The sequence below is a fragment of the Curtobacterium sp. MCBD17_030 genome (genome assembly GCF_003224255.1).
In the GTDB taxonomy this organism is placed as follows: Bacteria; Actinomycetota; Actinomycetes; order Actinomycetales; family Microbacteriaceae; genus Curtobacterium.
The window spans coordinates 21,917-42,975 of the sequence record NZ_QKLI01000026.1 but is presented as its reverse complement, the minus strand read 5'-3'; the positions used below and the strand labels follow the sequence as shown (position 1 = coordinate 42,975).

18 protein-coding genes, 1 tRNA gene and 1 riboswitch are annotated in these 21,059 nt (G+C 71.0%); of the genes, 8 read left to right on the top strand and 11 right to left on the bottom strand.

Features of this window, described 5'->3' with window-relative positions:
• Positions 1 to 306 precede the first annotated feature (306 nt).
• Positions 307 to 1,311 carry an aldo/keto reductase family protein gene (locus DEI89_RS16060; RefSeq protein WP_110905063.1) on the top strand — a complete coding sequence of 335 codons (1,005 nt, stop codon included), beginning with the start codon at positions 307 to 309 and terminating at the stop codon, positions 1,309 to 1,311.
• 97 nt (positions 1,312 to 1,408) lie between these two features.
• Here DEI89_RS16060 and treZ read toward each other — a convergent pair whose 3' ends face one another.
• The 3 genes from treZ to glgX are packed head-to-tail and all read right to left on the bottom strand — an operon-like array spanning position 1,409 to position 8,090.
• Positions 1,409 to 3,163 (bottom strand): malto-oligosyltrehalose trehalohydrolase, encoded by a 1,755-nt coding sequence (gene treZ / locus DEI89_RS16055; protein WP_110905062.1) that lies wholly within the window; start codon positions 3,161 to 3,163, stop codon positions 1,409 to 1,411.
• Positions 3,160 to 5,688, bottom strand: coding sequence for a malto-oligosyltrehalose synthase (treY, locus tag DEI89_RS16050; RefSeq protein WP_110905061.1), 2,529 nt, complete (start codon positions 5,686 to 5,688; stop codon positions 3,160 to 3,162). The genes treZ and treY overlap by 4 nt, the downstream gene beginning before the upstream one ends.
• Entirely contained in the window at positions 5,685 to 8,090 is a 2,406-nt protein-coding gene (glgX, locus tag DEI89_RS16045) for a glycogen debranching protein GlgX (RefSeq protein WP_258366119.1), read from the bottom strand. The genes treY and glgX overlap by 4 nt, the downstream gene beginning before the upstream one ends.
• Positions 8,091 to 8,303: 213 nt before the next feature.
• Here glgX and DEI89_RS16040 point away from each other — a divergent pair, with 213 nt between their 5' ends.
• The 5 genes from DEI89_RS16040 to DEI89_RS16020 all read left to right on the top strand — a co-directional run bounded on the left by DEI89_RS16040 (position 8,304) and on the right by DEI89_RS16020 (position 12,803).
• Positions 8,304 to 8,633: a hypothetical protein gene (locus DEI89_RS16040; RefSeq protein WP_110905060.1), complete on the top strand. Its 330-nt coding sequence runs from the start codon at positions 8,304 to 8,306 to the stop codon at positions 8,631 to 8,633.
• A gap of 64 nt (positions 8,634 to 8,697) precedes the next feature.
• Positions 8,698 to 8,808, top strand: a riboswitch (TPP riboswitch).
• Positions 8,803 to 9,450 carry an ECF transporter S component gene (locus DEI89_RS16035; RefSeq protein ID WP_110905070.1) on the top strand — a complete coding sequence of 216 codons (648 nt, stop codon included), beginning with the start codon at positions 8,803 to 8,805 and terminating at the stop codon, positions 9,448 to 9,450. Its footprint overlaps the riboswitch before it by 6 nt.
• A complete protein-coding gene (locus DEI89_RS18270; protein ID WP_309146539.1) occupies positions 9,447 to 11,399 on the top strand; it encodes an ATP-binding cassette domain-containing protein in 1,953 nt (650 codons plus the stop codon). Before DEI89_RS16035 ends, DEI89_RS18270 begins: the two co-directional genes overlap by 4 nt.
• 74 nt (positions 11,400 to 11,473) lie before the next feature.
• On the top strand, positions 11,474 to 12,202 hold the full coding sequence (locus tag DEI89_RS16025) for an energy-coupling factor transporter transmembrane protein EcfT (RefSeq protein ID WP_258368994.1): 729 nt from the start codon (positions 11,474 to 11,476) through the stop codon (positions 12,200 to 12,202).
• Positions 12,195 to 12,803, top strand: coding sequence for an ATP-binding protein (locus tag DEI89_RS16020; RefSeq protein ID WP_258366117.1), 609 nt, complete (start codon positions 12,195 to 12,197; stop codon positions 12,801 to 12,803). Before DEI89_RS16025 ends, DEI89_RS16020 begins: the two co-directional genes overlap by 8 nt.
• 8 nt (positions 12,804 to 12,811) lie before the next feature.
• Here DEI89_RS16020 and DEI89_RS16015 read toward each other — a convergent pair whose 3' ends face one another.
• The 5 genes from DEI89_RS16015 to DEI89_RS15990 form a co-directional block, all read right to left on the bottom strand.
• Positions 12,812 to 13,156, bottom strand: a complete 345-nt coding sequence (locus DEI89_RS16015; RefSeq protein ID WP_110905059.1) for a metallopeptidase family protein — start codon at positions 13,154 to 13,156, stop codon at positions 12,812 to 12,814.
• A gap of 125 nt (positions 13,157 to 13,281) precedes the next feature.
• Positions 13,282 to 13,357, bottom strand: a tRNA-His gene (locus DEI89_RS16010).
• A 73-nt stretch (positions 13,358 to 13,430) separates the two neighbouring features.
• Entirely contained in the window at positions 13,431 to 14,105 is a 675-nt protein-coding gene (orn, locus tag DEI89_RS16005; RefSeq protein WP_110905058.1) for an oligoribonuclease, read from the bottom strand.
• 891 nt (positions 14,106 to 14,996) lie between these two features.
• Positions 14,997 to 16,256 (bottom strand): MFS transporter, encoded by a 1,260-nt coding sequence (locus tag DEI89_RS15995; RefSeq protein WP_110905056.1) that lies wholly within the window; start codon positions 16,254 to 16,256, stop codon positions 14,997 to 14,999.
• Positions 16,253 to 16,687, bottom strand: coding sequence for a MarR family winged helix-turn-helix transcriptional regulator (locus DEI89_RS15990; RefSeq protein ID WP_110905055.1), 435 nt, complete (start codon positions 16,685 to 16,687; stop codon positions 16,253 to 16,255). Before DEI89_RS15990 ends, DEI89_RS15995 begins: the two co-directional genes overlap by 4 nt.
• Positions 16,688 to 16,816: 129 nt before the next feature.
• Here DEI89_RS15990 and DEI89_RS15985 point away from each other — a divergent pair, with 129 nt between their 5' ends.
• Together DEI89_RS15985 and DEI89_RS15980 are read left to right on the top strand one after the other, a co-directional pair.
• Positions 16,817 to 17,107, top strand: a complete 291-nt coding sequence (locus tag DEI89_RS15985) for a hypothetical protein (protein ID WP_110905054.1) — start codon at positions 16,817 to 16,819, stop codon at positions 17,105 to 17,107.
• A gap of 95 nt (positions 17,108 to 17,202) precedes the next feature.
• Positions 17,203 to 17,466, top strand: coding sequence for a thioredoxin family protein (locus tag DEI89_RS15980; RefSeq protein ID WP_110905066.1), 264 nt, complete (start codon positions 17,203 to 17,205; stop codon positions 17,464 to 17,466).
• On the opposite strand, the gene DEI89_RS15975 is transcribed toward DEI89_RS15980, so the two are convergent.
• The 3 genes from DEI89_RS15975 to DEI89_RS15965 are packed head-to-tail and all read right to left on the bottom strand — an operon-like array spanning position 17,407 to position 20,635.
• Complete coding sequence (locus DEI89_RS15975; protein WP_146236831.1) at positions 17,407 to 18,837, bottom strand: DUF6716 putative glycosyltransferase; 1,431 nt, start codon at positions 18,835 to 18,837, stop codon at positions 17,407 to 17,409. The two genes, DEI89_RS15980 and DEI89_RS15975, sit on opposite strands and share 60 nt — an antisense overlap.
• A complete protein-coding gene (locus tag DEI89_RS15970) occupies positions 18,834 to 19,712 on the bottom strand; it encodes an N-acetylneuraminate synthase family protein (protein ID WP_110905052.1) in 879 nt (292 codons plus the stop codon). Before DEI89_RS15970 ends, DEI89_RS15975 begins: the two co-directional genes overlap by 4 nt.
• Positions 19,709 to 20,635, bottom strand: a complete 927-nt coding sequence (locus DEI89_RS15965; protein ID WP_110905051.1) for a cytidylyltransferase domain-containing protein — start codon at positions 20,633 to 20,635, stop codon at positions 19,709 to 19,711. Before DEI89_RS15965 ends, DEI89_RS15970 begins: the two co-directional genes overlap by 4 nt.
• Positions 20,636 to 21,059 lie beyond the last annotated feature (424 nt).

The following is a 21,059-nucleotide window of genomic DNA, read 5'->3' as shown; positions in this document are numbered from 1 at the left end:
GGATCATGCCGGGCCCGACAGGCCAACACCCCTCAAGGATCACTCCTGACCAGGGCGCAAAGAAAGTAACGGGGCACGGGGGCCTGGCATGTCGCCCGCTCGCGGGGAGGGCGCCACCGGGGGCCTGACATTTCGCTCGCTCGCGCCGCCCGCTCGCGCCGCCCGCTCGCGCCACCCGCTCGTGCTGGCGCCGGGTCAGCGCGCGACCGAGGGACAAACGGAGGAACGGAGGAGCGGAGGAGCCGACTGCACACAGGTACTGCCACGGCCTCCCGGGTGCGCGCTCACTCCAGTAGCGTCGGACCCATGGAATTCAGGTACCTGGGCAACTCCGGACTCAAGATCTCCGAGATCACCTACGGCAACTGGCTGACGCACGGCTCGCAGGTCGAGAACGACGTCGCCACACAGTGCGTGCGGGCAGCGCTCGACGCCGGCATCACCACGTTCGACACCGCGGACACCTACGCCAACACCGCGGCCGAGACCGTCCTCGGCGAAGCGCTCAGGGGTGAGCGTCGTCAGTCCCTCGAGGTCTTCACGAAGGTCTACTGGCCGACCGGCCCGATGGGGCACAACGACGTCGGCCTCAGCCGCAAGCACATCATGGAGTCGATCAACGGCTCGCTCGAGCGTCTGCAGACCGATTACGTCGACCTGTACCAGGCCCACCGCTACGACTACGAGACCCCGCTCGAAGAGACCATGCACGCCTTCGCGGACGTGGTGCGTCAGGGCAAGGCGCTGTACATCGGCGTCAGCGAGTGGTCCGCGGAGCAGATCCGTGCCGGTGCCGCCCTCGCGAAGGAGCTCGGCTTCCAGCTCATCTCGAACCAGCCGCAGTACTCGATGCTGTGGCGCGTCATCGAGGGCGAGGTCGTCCCCGCGTCGAAGCAGCTCGGTCTGTCGCAGATCGTGTTCTCGCCGATCGCGCAGGGTGTCCTCACCGGCAAGTACAAGCCGGGCCAGCCGCTGCCCCAGGGCTCCCGTGCCACGGACGAGAAGGGCGGCGCGGACATGATCAAGCGGTACATGCGCGACGAGGTCCTCGAGGCGGTCCAGCGTCTCCAGCCGGTCGCTGACGAGGCCGGGCTCACCCTCGCCCAGCTCGCCGTCGCCTGGACCCTGCAGAACGAGAACGTCGCCTCGGCGATCGTCGGTGCCTCGCGTCCGTCACAGGTCGAGGACAACGTGAAGGCAGCAGGCGTGAAGCTCGACGCCGACACGATGGCGCGCATCGACGAGGCCCTCGGGGACATCCCGGAGCGCGACGCCTCGAAGAACGTCTCTCCGACGCAGCGTCCCGCCTGAGCGGAACGCGCCGCGTGACGAACGGGAGGCCCGGTACCAGCTGGTACCGGGCCTCCCGTCCGTCACGGGGCTGAGCTGGGTCAGCCGGCTGAACTGGTCAGCGCACCACCACGAGCCCTCGGCCCGTGAAACGGACGCCGTCGGTGTCGAAGTCGGCGTCGCCGAAGCTGAACAGCACCTCGCCGGTGGCACCGACGAGCGGAACCTCCGCAGGGTCGTCGGACAGGTTGACGACGACGTGGACCGGTGCTGCCGTCGGGCCGAGCAGCCCGCGGGTCAGCACGAGCCATCGCTCGTCCTCGCTGAAGCGGACGGCGTTCGCCTCGTAGCGGTGGTCGACGAACGCCTCGTCGGTGCGCCGGAGGGCGACGAGCACCCGGTAGGCGTTGAGGATCCGTGCTCCACGCTCGGACTCGACGTCAGACCAGTCGAGCTTGGAGTTGGTGAACGTCGTCGGGTCCTGCGGGTCGGGGACCGTGGACTCGTCCCAACCGTGCTCGGCGAACTCCTTGATCCGGCCCTCGGCGGTGACCTTGCCGAGTTCCGGCTCCGGGTGCGAGGTGAAGAACTGCCACGGGGTCGTGGCGGCGAACTCCTCACCCATGAAGAGCATCGGGGTGAACGGGCCGAGCAGCGTGAGCGCTGCGGCGATGACGAGACCTTCGTCCGACACGGTTGCGGCGAGACGGTCACCGGCGGCGCGGTTGCCGATCTGGTCGTGGTTCTGGTTCGCCACGACGAGGGCGGTCGTCGGCGACGTGCCGCGGTCGATCGGCCGACCGTGACGCTTGCCGCGGAAGGACGACCAGGTTCCGTCGTGGAAGAAACCCTGGTCGAGCACCTTCGCCAGGGCGGTCAGCGGGGCGAAGTCGGCGTAGTAGCCGTTCGTCTCCCCGGTGACGGCGACGTGCACGGCGTGGTGGAAGTCGTCCGACCACTGGCCGGCGAGCCCGTAGCCGGAGGCTTCGCGCGGGCGGAACATGATCGGGTCGTTGAGATCCGATTCCGCGATGAGTGACAGCGGCTTGCTGGTGAACGCCGAGAACGCGTCGGTCTCGCTGGCCATCTCGGCGAGGATGTGCGGTCGCGTCGTGTCACGGATCGCGTGCACGGCGTCGAGTCGCAGACCGTCGACGTGGTGGTCGCGGAACCACATCCGGACGTTGTCCAGGACGTACCGGCGGACCTCGGGCTCTTCGACGTTGACGGAGTCGCCCCAGGTGTTGGCCAGCCCCTGCACGAGGTACGGGCCGTAGAGCGGCAGGTAGTTCCCGCTCGGACCGAGGTGGTTGTAGACGACGTCCTGGATGACGCCGAGACCGAGGGCGTGGGCGCGGTCGACGAAGCGGTCGTAGGCATCCGGGCCGCCGTAGGGAGCGTGCACGGCGTACCACGCGACCCCGTCGTAACCCCAGTTCCACTCACCGTTGACGCCGTTCACGGGCAGCAGCTCGACGAACTCGACCCCGAGCTCGACCAGGTGCTCGAGCTTCGCGGCAGCGGCGTCGAGGGTGCCCTCTGGCGTGTAAGTGCCGACGTGCATCTCGTAGATGACACCGCCCCGCACCGGTCGACCGGTCCAGGCGTCGTCCGTCCAAGCGAAGCGTGCCGGGTCGACGACCTCGGACGGCCCGTGGACGCCCTCGGGCTGGAAGCGGCTGCGCGGATCGGGCCGGACGGACTCATCCTCGTCGATGCGGAAGCCGTACCGGGCTCCGACGACGGGGAGGACCTCGTCGGTCGTCCACCAGCCGTCGTCCCCGCGGGTGAGCGGGAACTCGGTGCCGTCGACGACGAGGCGGACGTTCTCGGGCTCGGGGGCCCAGACGCCGTAGCGGTCGGGACTGGTCATGCGTGACCCTCCAGGATCTCGACCTCGGCCTGCGCGTCGGTCTCGTTGTCTTCGGTGCTGCTGGTGGTGGTGTTCGCGGCGGTGGGGTTCGTGCTGTCGGACGTGCTCGTGTCCGTGGCGTCATGACCACCGCCGTCGACGACGTCCGCGGGCACCAGCAGTGCGACGGGGAAGTCGGTGAGGATCTCGTCGAGCAGGAGGTCCCGGTCAGCCGGGAGATGCCTCCCGGTCAGCAGGTCCACGCGCTCCACCGGCACGACGTGCAGGAGCGTGTCCGCCCATCCGCCGACGGTCTGGAGGCCCAGGGGCAGTCTCGTGGCCACCGTCACGACCCCGCCGCGGTCGAAGGCGACCACGTGGTCCGCTGCGGGGCCGGTGGCGTCGAGCGGGACGTACCGGGTGAACAGCTCCGGGTGGTCGCGACGGACGCGGAGTGCGCGGCTCGTGACGAGGGTCTTCGCGGCGGCGCCCAGGTCGATGCCGGGCAACGCGTCGGGGCCGTCGTCGTCGGCACCGTCGAGCGAGGCGAGGACGTGCCGCCGTTCGGCGTAGTCCACGGGCCGACGGTTGTCCGGGTCGACGAGCGAGCGGTCCCAGGCCTCGGTGCCCTGGTAGACGTCCGGGACGCCGGGCGCCGTGAGCTGCAGGATCTTCGCCCCGAGACCGTTGGACCAGCCGGCGGCGTCGATCCGCTCGTCGATCGCGTCGAGCTCGGCGACCACCGCGGGGTCGTCGAAGGCGGCGTCGACGATCGCGTGCATCTGCTGCTCGAACGACTCGTTCGGCTCGGTCCACGTCGTGCTGTTGCCGGCCTCTCGCGACGCCTTCTCGGCGTAGGCGTGCAGACGCTCGCGTGAGGCCGGGCGGGCCCCGACGATCGCCTGCCAGAGCAGGTTGGCGAACACCCCGTCCTCGAGCGGAGCGAGCGCGTTGAGACGGTCGAACGTCGCCGTCCACTCCTCGCCGAGTTCAGCGAGGACAGCGATGCGAGCACGGGTGTCCTCGCTGCGCTTCGTGTCGTGCGTCGTCAGGGTCGTCATGGCATGCGGCCAGCTGGCGAGACGTTCGCGCTGTGCGGCGTGGAACTCGTCGAGGGTGACCGAGAACACGCTCGGGTCGCCGCCGACCTCGCTCAGGGACGACAGGCGCGAGGTCCGGTAGAACGCGGTGTCCTCGACGCCCTTGGCCATCACCATGCCGCTGGTCTGTTGGAGGCGGATCGCGGCGGCGTTGTCCGCATCGCACAGTGCCGGTGCGATGCGGTCGATGACGTCGGCCAGGTCGGGGCGGGCTTCCGCCGCGACCTCGAGTGCCTCGATCAAGTGGTGGATGCCCTCCGGCAGGTAGGTGCGGTAGACCTCGAAGCTCGCCACGATCTCTGCGACAGCATCGACGATCCGGTCCTCGGAGACGGATCCAGAGGCGGACACGGAGGTGGCATCGCCCTGCACGGCCGGGTCGACGACCAGGAGGCGTGCCAAGCGTCGGACCTCACTGTTCAGGATGCCGTCGGCGATCCCACGACGGGTCCGGTGCGTCAGGTCCTGCCACGACACGTGCTCGCCGCGCAACCGGTCCTCGAGCGCCGTGAGGGGCGCTTCGCCGGCGGGGTCGACGAACACCCGGTCGATGAACCCGAGGGCGTCGTAACCGGTCGTCCCGTCCACAGGCCAGGACGAGGGCAGCAGTTCGCCCGGCTCGAGGATCTTCTCCACCAGCGTGTACGCACCGCCCGTCAGGTCGGCGAGGTCGTCGAGGTACCCCGCCGGGTCGTAGAGGCCGTCCGGGTGGTCGATGCGCAGACCGTCGACCAGGCCGTCGCGGAACCAGGAGCCGATGACCCCATGCGAAGCGGCGAACACCTCGGGCTCCTCCACACGGATCGCGGCGAGCGTGTTGACCGCGAAGAACCGTCTGTAGTTCAGCTCGGAGTCGGCGCGCTTCCAGTGGACGAACTCGTAGTGCTGTCGGGCGTGCACGGTCTCGACGTCGTCACCGTCGTGCACGGTGCCGGGAGCCGTCGGGTACTCGGTCTCACCGACGAGCAGCCGCGGGGCCTTGCCGTCCGGGCTCCCGGCGTCGAGGGTGACTGCATCGAGCAACCGGTCGTCGAGCACGGGGATGCGGATCCGTCCCGAGCCGGCGGCCCAGTCGATGTCGAACGCCCAGGCCACGGGGGACTCCTGGCCGTGCTCGAGGAGCGACCACCACCACGGGTTCACGGCCGGGGTCGCGACGCCGACGTGGTTCGGGACGACGTCGACGAGGACGCCGAGTCCCGCGGCGTGTGCTGCCTCGGCGAGGGCGCGGAGCGCGTCGTCGCCGCCACGCTCGGTGTCGACGTGCGTGTGGTCGACGACGTCGTACCCGTGACCGGAGCCGGGCTCCGCCTGCAGCACGGGGGAGAGGTAGAGCCAGTCGGCACCGAGGTCGCGGACGTAGTCGACGACGTCCTGCGCGGCCCTCAGGTCGAACTCGGCGGTGACCTGGAGACGGTATGTGGAGGTCGGGTTTCGGCGGGTCATTCGGTGTCCCCAATGGTGTCGTGATCGGTCTGGGTACGGGGGACGGCGGGTGCGTCGCCGTCGGGCGAGAGGGCCCCGGGAGCCGGGGCGTCGCTGGGCGCAGCTGCGGTGTCATCGATGTCGGGGCGGGCGGACACGGACGTCGGCGCCGTCGCGTCCGGCGCCGTGTCGGCCCCGGATCCGGTCGTCCCGACCGCGCTCGGCGCGGCCGATCCGGCCGGGTTCGTCGGGGTGGCTGCTGGGTGCTCCGGCTCGTCCTCGTGCGCCGTGTCGACCGGGGTGCGCTGGATCTCGTGCTCGGGCTCGGCACGGAGGACGATCATCGAGCGGGCGGGGACGTCGAGCGCGTCCCCGGCTTCGAGGACCTCGTCCCGCGCTCCGGGTTCAGCGGTGTCGATGCGGACGGTCCACCCGGGCGAGTACTCCTCCGGGGGGAGCGTGAAGGTCACGACACCGTCGTGCGCGTTGAAGTACGTCAGGAAGGCCACGTCGGTGATGCGCTCCCCGCGGGCGTCACGTCCGCGGATGCCCTCGCCGTTCAGGTACATCCCGACGCTCTTGCCGAAGCCGGAGTCCCACTCTTCGGGCTGCATGGCGTCGCCGGCCGGGGTCAGCCAGACCACGTCGGGCAACGGTTCGCCCTCACCACGGCGCACCGGTCGACCGTTGAAGTACCGGGTCCGTCGGAAGGTCGGGTGGTCGTGCCGGAGCTTCACGACGTCAGCGGTGAACTGGATGAGCTCGTCGTCGGCGGTCGCCCAGTCGATCCAGCTCAGTTCGGAGTCCTGCGCGTAGACGTTGTTGTTGCCCTGCTGCGTGCGGCCGAGTTCGTCGCCATGGGCGATCATCGGCACACCCTGACTCAGCAGGAGCGTGGCGATGAAGTTGCGGCGGCGCTGCAGTCGGAGTGCGGTGACCTCCGGGTCGTCCGTGGGGCCTTCGATGCCGGAGTTCCACGAGCGGTTGTGGCTCTCGCCGTCGTTGTTGTCCTCACCGTTGGCGTCGTTGTGCTTCTCGTTGTAGGCCACCAGGTCGTACAGCGTGAAGCCGTCGTGGGCGGTGATGAAGTTGATGCTCGCCTTGGGCGTGCGGCCGTCGTGCTCGTACAGGTCGGCGGATCCCGAGATGCGCGATGCGAACTCGCCGAGGGTGGACGGCTCGCCCCGCCAGAAGTCGCGCACGGTGTCGCGGTACTTGCCGTTCCACTCCGACCACTGCGGCGGGAAGTTGCCCACCTGGTAGCCGCCGGGGCCGACGTCCCACGGCTCGGCGATGAGCTTCACCTGCGACACGATCGGGTCCTGCTGCACCAGTTCGAAGAAGGCGGAGAGCCGGTCGACCTCGTAGAACTCCCGGGCCAGGGCTGCGGCGAGGTCGAAGCGGAAGCCGTCGACGTGCATCTCGGTCACCCAGTAGCGGAGGGAGTCCATGATCAGCTGCAGCGAGTGCGGGTGCCCGACGTTGAGCGAGTTGCCGGTGCCCGTCACGTCCATGTAGTACCGCTTGTCGTCGTCCATCAGGCGGTAGTACGCCGCGTTGTCGAGACCGCGGAAGGACAGCGTCGGGCCGAGGTGGTTGCCCTCGGCGGTGTGGTTGTAGACGACGTCGATGACGACCTCTATACCGGCACGGTGCAGTTCGCGCACCATCGTCTTGAACTCCTGCACCTGCTGCCCGCCGTCGCCCGAGGACGAGTAGTGCGAGTGCGGCGCGAAGAACCCGATGGTGTTGTAGCCCCAGTAGTTCGACAGCCCCTTGTCCTGCAGCGTCGAGTCGTTCACGAACTGGTGCACCGGCATGAGCTCGAGCGTCGTCACGCCCAAGCGCTTGAGGTGCTCGATGACGGCCGGGTGTGAGACGCCAGCGTAGGTACCGCGCTGCTCTTCGGGTACGTCGGGGTGCGTCTCGGTGAGGCCCTTGACGTGCGCCTCGTAGATGACGGTCTCGCCGTACGGGATGCGGGGTGCGCGGTCGCCCTGCCAGTCGAAGAACGGGTTGATGACCACGCCCTTGACCATGTGGGAAGCCGAGTCTTCGTCGTTCGTCGAGTCCGGGTCGCCGAACGTGTACGAGAAGAGGGACTGGTCCCAGTCGATGTCGCCGCTCGTCGCCTTCGCGTACGGGTCGAGGAGGAGCTTCGCCGGGTTCGAGCGGACGCCGTTCGTCGGGTCGTACGGGGCGTGGACGCGGAAGCCGTACTCCTGGCCCGGGCCGACGGTGGGCAGGTAGGCGTGCCACACGTGGGCGTCGACCTCGACGAGTCGGACCCGTTCTTCGGTCCCGTCGGCATCGAACAGGCAGAGCTCGACCCCTTCGGCGACCTCGCTGAACACAGCGAAGTTCGTGCCGCTGCCGTCGTAGGTCGCGCCGAGCGGGTAGGGGTTGCCGGGCCAGGTGTGCAAACGTGCCTCCAGAAGAGATGAACTGGGCCAACGTATCGGCGGGCCCCTGTGATGTCCGGGCCCGGGACGCGCACTGTGGAGCGTTGCGGCCCTCCACAAGCGTTGGTCGGACAGGCCTGCTCAGTCCTGCACAGGACGGACGTCGAGTCGAACTCCTCCACAGTTCGTCACGGCCCGTCCGCCAGCCAGTGCGCGCGGAGTAGCGTCGCCGCCATGACCAACATCGTCACGCAGATCGCAGACAAGGTGCGGCCCGTCGGCGTCGCCTCCAACTACGGCGACCCGGTGGACGTCGGGGACAGCACCCTGATCCCCGTCTCCGTCAACTGGTACGGCTTCGGCGGCGGCTCGGACGCCGACGAAGACGGGGCCGGTGGTGGCGGCGGCGGTGCCGTTTCGCTCCCCGTCGGCGCCTACGTCCGTCGTCCCGGACAGGACCTCGCCTTCGAGCCGAACGTCATCTCGCTCCTCACGATCAGCATCCCGGTGATCTGGGTCGCCGGCAAGGTGCTCGTCAAGCTCATCCGCGCGCTCAAGAAGTGACCACCTGACGGACAGGAGGCTCGTGGTGACGGACCACGGGCCTCCTGTCCGATGGGTACACTGCTGGGACACACACGGGAGTCCGCCAGAGCGGGCTGAGAGGGAGCGAACCGCGCTCCGACCGTCGAACCTGATCCGGATCATGCCGGCGCAGGGAGGAGTCATCGCGATGTCCACTGGCGCACCTACCGAAACGTCCATCGAACGCCCCGTCTCGAAGCGCTCGCTCCGCTGGCGTGTCGTCGACATCGTCGTCGCCGCGGTCCTCGCGGTCGCGGTCGGCGTCGTCTTCAAGCTCTGGGACTTCGCCTACGAGCCGATCGGCGCGGGTCTCGGCCTGGTCCTCCCGGGTTCGCAGGCACTGGTCGGCGGCGTCTGGCTGCTCGCCGGACCGCTCGTCGCCATCGTCGTCCGCAAGCCGGGTGCAGCGCTCTTCGGCGAGATCGTCGCCGCATCGGTCGAGGCCATGCTCGGCACACAGTGGGGCTGGGGGACACTGCTCTCCGGGCTGGTCCAGGGCGTCGGCGCCGAGATCGTCCTCGCGCTGTTCCTCTACCGGGTGTGGAAGCTGCCCGTGGTCATGCTCGCCGGAGCCGCGACCGGTCTCGCGCTCGGCCTGAACGACGCGTTCCGGTACTACGCGGGAGCGACCGCCTCGTTCCAGGTGACGTACGTGATCTGCGCGATCATCTCCGGCGTGGTGATCGCGGGCATCGGGTCCTGGCTGCTCGTCCGCGCACTCGCCCGGACCGGGGTGCTCTCCTCCTTCGCGGCCGGACGGGAGCACGGGCGCCGGCCACGATCCTCCGCAGCGTGACGACCGACGCGGGATCCGGCGCGTCGTCGGCGGCCCGTCCGGCGCACCTCGTGTTCCAGGGCTGGGGATGGCGGTACCCCGAGCGGCAGACCTGGGCCGTCCGGAACGTCGACCTCGACATCCTCCCGGGCGAGCGCGTCGCCGTCGTCGGTCCGTCCGGCGCCGGCAAGTCGACACTCCTCCGTGCTGCGGTCGGTGTCCTCGCCGACGACCCCGACGACGGCGACGACACCGCGGCCTCGGTCGAGGGTGTCGTCCTGATCGACGGTGCCGACCCGCGGACCGTCCGAGGACGCGTCGGCCTCGTCATGCAGGACCCCGAAGCGCACACGGTGATGTCGCGGGTCGGCGACGACGTCGCGTTCGGCTGCGAGAACCTCGGCGTCCCACGCCACGAGATCTGGCCGCGGGTGCAGCACGCGCTCGACATCGTCGGGCTCGACCTCCCGCTCGGCCGGTCCACCACGCAGCTCTCCGGTGGGCAACGGCAGCGGCTCGCGCTCGCCGGGGTGCTCGCGATGCGTCCGGGCGCCCTCGTGCTCGACGAACCCAGCGCCAACCTCGACCCCGCGGGCGTCGGCCAGGTGCACGACGCTGTCCGGGCGCTCCTCGACGACACCGGAGCGACGATGCTCGTGGTCGAGCACCGCATCGGCACGTGGCTCGACCTGGTCGACCGGCTCGTGTTGCTCGAGCCGGGGGGCGGAGTCGCCGCCGACGGCCCCCCCGACGTCGTGCTCGCTGCCCACGGGGACGCGCTCGAGCGCGGCGGGGTGTGGATCCCGGGGAGCGAACCCGCAGTCGGTTCGGCGCGGAGTGCACCCCGTGGCGGTGCGTCCTCCGGTGGAGCGTCGCGCGGAGTCGCCCTCCGCCGCGCTACGCGAGCGCGCGGAATGCCAGGGTCCGGCGATGCGGACACCGGGGGATCTCGCCCGCTCGGCGGCGCGGGCGGGCCGGAAGCCGCACGGCCAGCGCGAGCGGGCGGAATGCCAGGGTCGGGCGACGCGGACGCCGGGGGATCTCGCCCGCTCGGCGCCGTGGGGGAGCCGGAAGCCCCACGTCCCGCGCGAGCGGGCGGAATGCCAGGGGACGCAGTCCCCGAGACCGTGGTGTTCCGCCCGCTCGGCGCGGGAGCGGCCGGACAGGAGGCCCACCCCACGACGGGCGGGACCGCACTGCTCCGCGCGCGCGGCCTGGCGACCAGTCGGAGCGCGAGCCGGAGCAGCAGACGACGCAGGCGCGGCTTCGACCAGGCGCTCCACGTTGGTCACGACATCGACCTCGAGGTCCGGAGCGGACGGGTGCTCGCCGTCACCGGGGCGAACGGCGTCGGCAAGAGCACCCTCGGGCTCACTCTCGCGGGGCTCCTCCGCCCCGCTGCCGGAACGCTGGAGGCCACCCCGGTCCTGGTCGGAACAGCGAGCCCGGCGCCGACCGGAACCGCCCCGACCGGAACGGCTCCGTACTCCTGGTCCAGCCGCGAGCTCGCCGCCCGGATCGGTACCGTCTTCCAGGACCCGGAACACCAGTTCATCGCGCGCTCCGTCCGCGAGGAACTCGTCGCCGGCCCGGCCGCGCTCGGGATGCCCGCTGCCGCGATCGACGAGCGGGTCACCGAACTGCTCGACAGGTTCCGGCTCGACCACCTGGGCGACGCGAACCCCTTCACGCTCTCCGGCGGTGAGCAACGGCGGCTCGCGATCGCAGCGGTGATCGCGACACGCCCGCCGGTCCTCGTGCTCGACGAACCGACCTCCGGTCAGGACCGAGCCACCTGGAGTGCCGTGGTCGAGCAGCTCGGCGCCCTCGCCGATGCCGGGACCGCCGTCGTCGTGGTGACACACGATCGAGATCTCGTCCGAGCGCTCGACGCTGACGAGGTCGTCCTCCACGCGGACGGCCTGATCCCGGCAGCGCCGGTCGTCACTTCCACGGGGGAACCACGGTGACCGCCCCGTCGACCGCACTGAGTGGTCGGACCGGTGCCGAGCCTCCCGTCCGTCCCGGGCGTGGAGTTGCCTCCGTGCAACCGGTGGCATCGCTGCTCGGGGTGATCGCACTGGGTGTCGTGCTGGTCCTCAGCCTCGACCTGGTGTCCGCGACGGTCGCGCTGCTGCTCGAACTCGCGCTCCTGCCGTTGCTCCGCATCCCCGTCCGCACCCTCCTCCTGCGCACGTCCCCGGTCCTGGTCGCTGTCCCGTTGACCGGCGTGAGCATCGCCCTGTACGGGCAGCCGTCCGGGCGTGTCTGGTTCGACTTGGCCTTCGCGCACGTCACCGACGGGTCGTTGCAGCTGGCGCTCGCGACGATGTTGCGTGTCCTCGCCGTCGGCGTGCCGGGCATCGTCCTGTTCATCAGGACGGACGTCACGGACCTGGCGGACGGGCTCGCGCAGATCCTCCACCTTCCGGCTCGGTTCGTCCTCGGTGCCCTGGCCGCTGTCCGCATGATGACCCTGCTCGGCGACGACTGGCGGCAGCTCGCGATGGCACGGCGCGCCCGGGGTGTCGCGGACAGTGGTCGCATGCGTCGCGGCCTGTCGATGGCATTCGGGTTGCTCGTGGTCGCGTTGCGTCGAGCGACAACGCTCGCGGTGGCCATGGAGTCCCGCGGATTCGGTGCGCCCGGCAGACGCACCTGGGCACGTCCAGTCCGGTTCGCCGGTCCCGAGTGGGCGATGGTGGCGGTCCTGGTCGGCATCGGCGCGTTCGCGGTCGTCGCTGCCCTCCTCGCGGGCACCTGGCGTGCCTGACGTCGACGCACCGGCTGCGTCGGGAGCGGACGCCGACGGCCTGGAGGCCCGGATCGCCTCGACGGGGGCGCTCGCTTCCCGCGCGCGGTCGGCCTTCCGGACGGCACGGAACGCCCCCTCCCGGACGGCTCGGAACGACCGTCTCGTGGTCCTCGTGGACGGACGCTCGGGGACCGGCAAGACGACGCTCGGGAACGCTCTCGCGGCGGAACTCGACGCGACCATCGTCCATCTGGACGATGTCTACCCGGGGTGGGACGGCCTCCAGGCTGCTGCCGACAGCGTCGTTCGGGACGTGCTCGGGGCCCCCTCCGGGTACCGGCGGTGGGACTGGGCGACTTCTGCGCCTGCGGACTGGGTTCCGGTGGACCCCGCCGCGCCGATCGTCATCGAAGGGTGCGGGGCGTTGTCCCGCGCGTCGGCACCGCTGGCGACCTTCCGAGTGTGGTTGACCGCGGAGGAGGGCGAGCGTCGTCGCCGCGCACTCGACCGGGACGGCGAGACGTTCGCGCGGCAGTGGGAACGGTGGGCCCGGCAGGAGGAGGCGTTCATCGCTGCCGAGATGCCGCAGACCCTCGCCGACGAGGTGCTCCGGTCGTAGGGACGGCGCTACGCCCAGCCGAGTTCGTGCAGCCGTTCGTCGTCGATGCCGTAGAAGTGACCGATCTCGTGCACGAGCGTGGTGTGCACCTCGTCTTTGAGGTCCTCCAGGGTGTCGCACTCGAGCAGGTGTTGCTTGCGGAACACGACGATCCGGTCCGGGAGCTCCCCGAAGCCGTACTGGCCGCGCTCGGTCTGGGCGACGCCGTCGTAGACGCCGAACAGGTCGGAGCCGTCTTCGGGCTCGTCCTCGACCACGAAGACGACATTGTCGAGCCCGTCGACCATGTCGTCGGGCAGGAGGTCGAGCTCGTCGGTCACGAGCTGTTCGAAGGCCTCGGTCGACATCTCCATCACGGGAGGATCGTGGCACAGCTGCCCGGACGTGTCCTGGTCGGCGTGGACACGCCGGCACGACCCTCCACACGACGTCCGCACGACGAAGGCCCCCGTCCTGCGGACGGGGGCCTTCGCGGAACTGGGGTGAGTAACGGGGCTTGAACCCGCGACCTCCTGGACCACAACCAGGCGCTCTACCAGCTGAGCTATACCCACCATGAGTCAATCCGGCGAGCCGGAGCAACCACTCGATTGTAGTACATCCGGACGCCTGCCCGGACCACCGTCGCTACTCGCCGGCCTGCGGGGTCGGCTCCGGCTGCGGTTCGGCGCTGGACTGCGGGGCCAGGCGCGACTCCCACTTCGCCACGACCTCGGCCGCGACGGCCTTCACGTCGTCGCTCGCCGGGCCCGGCTCCGGGGTGAAGCCGGCGCGGCGGTAGTACTCGAGCTCACGGATCGACTCGAGGATGTCGGCGAGGGCGCGGTGCCCCCCGTGCTTCTCGGGCGAGTTGAAGTACACGCGCGGGAACCAGCGACGGCAGAGTTCCTTGATGCTCGAGACGTCGACGCTCCGGTAGTGCAGGTGGTTGTCGATCCGCGGCATGTACTTCGCCAGGAACGCACGGTCCGTGCCGATCGTGTTGCCGGCCAGGGGAGCGGACCCCTCGGTCGGGACGTGGGCGAGGATGTACTCGAGGACCTGGTACTCGGCGTCCGCGAGGGACACACCGTTCGGGATCTCGTCGATGAGGCCCGACGTCGTGTGCATCTTCGTGACGAAGTCGTTCATGTTGTCGAGTGCCGACTGGTCCGGCTTGATGACGATGTCGAACCCGGGGTGCACGGGGTTGAGGTCGAAGTCCGTGATGACCACAGCGACCTCCACGAGCTCGTCGACCTCGACGTCGAGGCCCGTCATCTCACAGTCGATCCAGACGAGGCGGTCATTCGCGGCAGACATACCGCGATCCTACTTCCGTGCGCCGACGCCCCGGGCCCCCTGCGGACCGGAGGTCCGGCAGCTGGCGGCGAGTGGTCGGACGAACGCACGCGCGGCCGGTCGGGCGGGGCAGCGAGCCGGGGGCGAGCGGGAGCCGCGAGCCGGGATGCCGATGAGGGAGCGGGTGAGCGCGAGCGGGCGGAGTGCCGGCGTGGTGTCGCCGGCACGACTGGTCTTCTGCCCGCTCGCGGCCGTGGTGTCGCCACGGGAGGCCCGCAACCGGCTCGCGGGACCGCTGCCGGCCTCCCGTCCGGGTCGGCGAGGTTGAGCAGGCGGATATTCCCCCGTCATCTTCTGCTGGAGCCCGTGGTGTTCCGCCCGCTCGCCAGCCAGCAGCTCCCTTCCGATCGCCAGCCAGCAGCTCCCTTCCGATCGCCACGCGGCGTGCCGCAGGAGGTTCGTCTCGCTCGTCACCTGACCGCGAACGGGAGGAATCCCACCGGACCGACGCGCGGCACCCTGGTGTTCCGCCCACTCGCGGGGTGGACGAGCGAGCCTCGCCGGACGGGAGGCCCCGCTCCAGTCCGCAGGTCGCGTCACGCGCCTCCCGACCACGGCGCCACCGCGAGTGGGCGGGATCCCACGTGGCTGGCGCGCCACGCCCTGGCATTCCGCCCGCTCACGCGCTGCGAGCGGCATGCGCGAGCCGAGGCCGCTCACACCCCACCCCGACCGGTAGCCGCGAGCGGAGCCCGCCCGCGCGCCCCGACCGACAGCCGCGTGAGCGCCAGCAACGAGAGCAGCCAGCACGAGAGCAGCCAGCAACGAGAGCAGCCAGCAACGCGAGCAGCCCGCCACCGACACCGATGGCCGGGCCCGCACCGCGGACCCGGCCATCGTCGGCAGCAGGAACTACGCCATCTCGCCGGCCGAGATCGCCTCGGCTTCGACGCGCTCGGGCTCCTCCCCGTCGTCCACGCGCCGCAGCACCTTCGTGGTGAGCACGACGACCAGGAACGCGACCGCGACGGACACCCCCGCGAAGACGTAGGCGGCACTCGGCGAGTACGCGTCGGCGAGCAGCGTCGCGACGGGCGGGGCGATGGCTCCACCGATGAAGCGGACTGCGGAGTACGCGCTCGATGCGACGGAGCGGGGCAGGTCGGTCGCCTCCATGACGCACTCGGTGAGCACGGTGTTGAGGACACCGAGCACGAGTCCGCCGATGACGACGCAGACGATCAGCCCGGCCGGCGACTGGACGACGACGGCTGCGGCGAACAGGTCGAGTGCGAGCAGCGGCAGCGCGAGCTTGAGGACGCTGGTGCGCCGCATCCGCGCCGTGAGCATCGGGGCGACCCACACCGAGGTGATGGCGAGTCCGACGCCCCAGCCGAAGAACGTGAACCCGATGCCGAGCGCCCCGAAGCCGAGCGGGAACGGCGTGTAGGCGAGGAGCACGAAGAAGCCGATGTTGTAGAAGAGGGCGGTCGCGGCGAGGGCGGCCAGGGCCGGTCGGCCGAGGGCACGGAACGGCGCGGAGAGCTTCGTCGGGGTGGGCTTCTCGAGCGAGCCGGACTTCAGCAACGCCAGGATCGCGATGAACGCGACGGCCATCAGCGTGGTGACGCCGAAGAACGGTCCGCGCCAGCTGACGGATCCGAGCAGGCCGCCGACGAGGGGGCCGACCGCGATGCCGAGGCCGAGCGCGGCCTCGTACAGGATGATCGCCGACGCGGTCCCGCCCGACGCTGCGCCGACGATCGTGGCCAGCGCGGTCGAGATGAAGAGCGCGTTGCCGAGGCCCCAGCCGGCGCGGAAGCCGATGATCGTCCAGACGTCGTTCGACACGGCGGCGAGGACCGAGAACAGCACGATGAGGGCGAGGCCGATCATCAGGGTCTTCTTCGCGCCGATGCGGCTGGACACCCAGCTGGTGAAGAACATCGCGATGCCGGTGACGGCGAGGTAGCTGGTGAAGAGCAGCTCGGTCTGCGCGGGCGTGGCGCGGAGCGACTCGGCGATGGCGGGGAGGATCGGGTCGACGAGGCCGATGCCCATGAAGGCGACGACGCAGGCGAACGCGATGGCCCACACCGCGGAGGACTGCTTCAGGATCGAACCGGACGAGCCGGCGGTGCCGGACTGGCCGGCGGGTGCGTGCGCGTTCACGCGGTGGTCTCCGTTCTGGTCCTCGCTGCGATGAGGGCCGATGCTTCGTGCAGGATGTCCCAGTCGTCGTCGGTGAGGTCCTCGAAGAGGGGGCCGACGGTGCTGGTGAGTGCGGCTCGCCACGCGACGAGTCGCTCGCGGCCGGCGTCGGTGATCTCGATGAGCTGGCCGCGCGAGTCGTCGGGGTCGACGGTCCGCGAGACGAGTCCGTCGGCGGTCATGCCGGCGACCAGGCGGGTCATGGTCGGCTGGGACACCCGCGACGCCTTGGCGAGTTCGCCGAGTCGCAGGGACTCCTCGGTCTCGAGGATCCCGAGGGTCCGCCAAACGGCGGTGGACGTGGTGTGCCCGGTGGCCTGGAGCGCGGACCGGATGAGCCGGTTGACGGAGACGAGGAGGGTCTCGATGGTCTGTTCCCGCGTTCGTTCCATAGCCGGACTATATAGCACGGCTATGGATTCGGCAAGGAGGCCCGACACGCCTCCGCCGAGCTGCTCCTGTCCGCCGGGCGCTCACGATGCGCTGGACGGCGGTGCCCCCTGTCCTGGTAGAAGGGACCCATGACCGACATCACCATCCACGAGGGCGACGAGTTCACCGCCATCTTCCACGAGGGCCCCTTCGACGGGACCACGGACACCCGCACCGCCACGAGCGACGCGCTGGACGACGAGGTGACGGTGTTCGCGGACGTCGAGGGCCTCCAGACCGCCTTCACCTACAAGGCCACCGGCTCCCGTCAGGTCCTCGACCAGATCTCGGTCGACTACACCTTCGCGCCGGACGAGTCCGACCCGGTCGACGACCTGCAGGACCGCGGCGACCGCTCCGGCGAGTTCGACCGCGAGTAGCAGCCGTCGATGGTGCCCCCGGTCGTCCTGGACGGCCGGGGGCACTGTCGTCCCGATCGGGAGTGCCCGGGTCGTGGCTGACGTTGCACGACACCATGCAGGTCGATCTCTGGACGTCCGCGTTCTGCGCGCCGTGTGCCGCTGCCCGGCGCGTCGTCGGTGACGCCGCCCGACTCGTGCCGGGCCTCGTCGTCACCGAACGGGACGTCGCGAGCGACCCCGAGCGCGTCGAGGAGCTCGGGATCCGATCGACCCCGACCGTCCTGGTCAGGAAGGACGACGGGTCCGAGGTCTTCCGCTCAGCGGGCGTCCCGACCCGCGACCAGTTCCTCGTCGCGGTCGCGAAGGCGCTCGACTGACACCGTCGTGACGGGGGCCGGGACCGTCGTCGTCGCCGGACGCAGCGCCGATCGGAGCGCCCGCCACGACCGCTTCACCGCTCGGATCGGTGTCCCTATCAGCGCCGCCGCCCGGCCGGTCACCGACCGGTCGTGGTCGCCGAGCGCGTTCCGCCGCTCCCAGGCCCGCCGCAACGCGCCGCCGCGACTCCGCCGAGCTGCGGGTCGGTCGACGAGCAGTCCGGCGTCGCGGAGGCGCATCGACTCCTCGGCACGGTCCGCCCAGTCGTCGTCCGATGCCGGGTGGAAGTAGTTGTCCGTCATCCAGTCCGGGCGGACCGTCCCGAACCGGCCGTGCACCAGGTCGTCGGCCGTACCCTCGAGCCCGCTGCCGACGAAGACCTCGTTGATGAGGGAGCGGGACGTGCCGAAGTCCGTCAGCGTCAGCGCCGGCACTCCTCGGGCAGCGGCTTCGAGGACCGCGGTCGAGCTGATCGTCACGAGCGCCACCGCCCGGTCGAGGTGTGCGGACATCGGACCGGCCTCGACCACCAGGTTCGACGGGGCGTCGACGGGGACCAGGTCGGCGTAGGGGAAGGTCTCGCGGTGCGTCTGCTGCTCACCGGCCGCTGCGCGGGTCTTCACCACGACACGCCACTCCGGGTGTGCCCGAGCCGTGTCGACGAGCCATCCGATGACGCGGCGACGGTCCTCCTCCGCGACGGGCACGCTCGGCTGCGCGGCGAACACCACGGAGTCGCGGACCACCCCGGTGCGCGTCGGACCGACAGCCCGGGCGAACGGCAGCGTCGCGAGGGCGAACGACGGCTCCACCCCACCGGCGGTCGCCAGGGCCCGGTACTCCCGGACCTCGCGGTGACTGTGCAGCACGAACAGGTCGGCGCGCGCCCGGAGGAACACGCCCTTCCACTTCGCCGGGAACGAGATGCCCGGCAGGCCGCTGAGCAGCACCGGCCGCGGCGGGACCGACCCTCGGGGGAACGACCGCAGCACCTGGTCGACGATGACCTCGGCCACCGGACCGATGCACGACACCAGGACCGCGTCCGGTGGGCCGGCCCGGAGGCGCGCCACCACCTCGTCCATGCCCACCGGCCCGGGAGGAGCCAGGTCGATCGGGCCGAGACGAGCATCGACGCCCCGGAACGCCGCCCGCAGTTGCGCCGGACTCGCCGACCGGGGCGTCGCCACCGTCAGCAGCTCCAGCGACCAGTGCGCCGGCGTCGCCGAGAGCAGGTGCGCGCCCCACTTCGCGAACGAGTCCGTGTCGACCAGGCCGACCACCCGTCGGCGGTGAGGCGGTGTGGTGGAGGGGTGGCGAGCCTCCCGGTCGTCACCGGTCCCGTCGGCGTCGTGCGCTGGAGCGCTCACGCACCCACCCGACGGAGCTTGGCGAGGGGGGCCTGCTCGCCGGGGAAGATGCGCTTGACGCCGTCGCCCATCGCGGTCTCGATGATGCGGATGTCCCGGACCAGCGTGCGGAGGCCGTGCGGCTCGAGCGACGCCGCGTGGTCCGAGCCCCACATGGTGCGGTCGAGCGTGATGTGGCGTTCGACGGCCGTCGCACCGAGCGCGACGGCCGCGAGGGAGATCTGGAGGCCCGGCTCGTGTCCCGAGTAGCCGACCGGCACGCCCGCGTAGGCGTACCGGGTGGCGAGGGTCTCGATCATGCGGAGGTTCGCCTCGTCGGCGGGGAGGGGGTACGTCGACGTCGCGTGCATGAGCACCAGACGCTCGGTGCCGAGCGTCGAGACGGCGCGGTCGATCTGCTCCAGCGTCGACATGCCGGTCGACAGGATCACCGGCTTGCCGGTCGCGGCGACGACGGCGAGCATCCCGAGGTCCGTCACCGACGCCGAAGCGATCTTGTACGCGACGACGTTGAGGTCCTCGAGGAACGCCACCGAGGGCTCGTCCCACGGCGACGCGAACCAGTCGAGGCCGCGGAGTGTCGCGTGGTCGCCGATCTCGATGTACTGGTCACGGTCGAACTCCACGCGGTAGCGGTAGTCCAGGTAGGTCATGTCGCCCCACGGGGTGCTGCGCGGCATCGACTTCATGTGCTCCGGCGTCGAGATCTCCGGCGTACGCTTCTGAAACTTCACCGCCTGCATGCCGGCGTCTGCGGCGATGTCGATGAGCTGCTTGGCGATCTCGACGTCGCCGTTGTGGTTCAGGCCGATCTCGCCGATGAGGTACGCGGGGTTGCCCGCGCCGATGGTGGAGAGGCCGATGCGGACGCTCATGGTGCTCCGTTCTCCGCGGCGGAGGCCCGCGCGGGGTGGGGGTCGATGGGTGCGGGTGCGTGGGTTCTGTTGCGCGAGCGGGCGGGAACGTCGGGTGCGGCTGTTTCGGGGCGTGGCATCTCGCCCGCTCGCGCAGCGGCGGCGGGTGTGACCTCGGTCGCAGGCTCGGCACCGGCACCGGCACCGGCACCGGCACCGGCACCGGCTTCGGCTCCGGCATCGGCCGCGGCTGTGACCTCGAGGAGGGGAGCCAAGGCCGACGCGAGGGCCAGGTCATGCGGCTCGTCGATGTCGATCGCGGTCGAGGCCGGGACGACCACCAACTCGACGCGCCCGACGAAGCGGTGGCGGGCCTCCCGGAAGGCGACGACCCGTACGGCGTAGAACGCGCCGGTCTCGCGGTACTCCGGCGCGCGGTCCTGCCGGCGCGGGCGGGTGGCGGCGTCGTGGTTGACGGCGAGGGCCGAGCCGTCCTCGGCGACGCGCCAGAGGAACGCGTGCGAGGGAGCGGCTGCGAGGACCGAGTCGGCGGCGCCGTCGAGGACGCGAGCGACGGCCCGGTCGAGATCGGCGGGGTCGATGAAGGGCGACGTGGCCTGGAGGAAGAGGAGGACCTCCGGCGCGTCGTGCCCGGTCGCGACCGCGTCGAGGGCGTGCAGGAGCGCGGACTCCGACGAGGCCTGGTCTCCCGAGAGACCCTCCAGCCGCCGCACCACCCGCGCTCCGGCTGCGACTGCCTCGGCGGCGATCGCATCGCCGTCGGTGCTCACGATGACCTCGTCCACCGAGGTTGCGGCGAGTGCCGCCCTGACGGCGCGGGCGACGAGGGTGCGACCGGCGACCTGGCGGAGGTTCTTGCCGGGGATGCCCTTCGAGCCCGCTCTCGCCGGGATCACCGCGAGGACGCGGGGCGTGGAGCTCATGAGGGGAAACGTAGGGAGCAGCGATGACGCTGAGCGGAACGGCAGGGAGACGGCTGGCGAACCGTTCCGGAAGGGGGCCGCGCGGGCTGGCGGGGCGGCGATGCGAGCGGCGCTGGCGCGCGGGCGGGCGGAGTGGCGCGCGGGCGGGCGGAGTACCCGGGTCCGCTTGGGTGCGTCCCGGGTCTTCCGCCCGCTCGCCTCGCCTCGGCGAGGGCGAGGGCGAGGGCGACGGGCGGAAGCGCGGGCGCAGGCAATGGACGGGGCGGGGCCGGGAGGCGCGTGGCGCGTGAGCGGGCGGAGTACCCGGGTCTGCCTGGGTGCGTCCAGGGTCTTCCGCCCGCCCGCTCGCCTTGGGCGAGGGCGAGGGCGAGGGCGAGGGTGAGGGCGCGGGGCGGGGCGAATGGGACGGTGCCGGGAGGTGCGT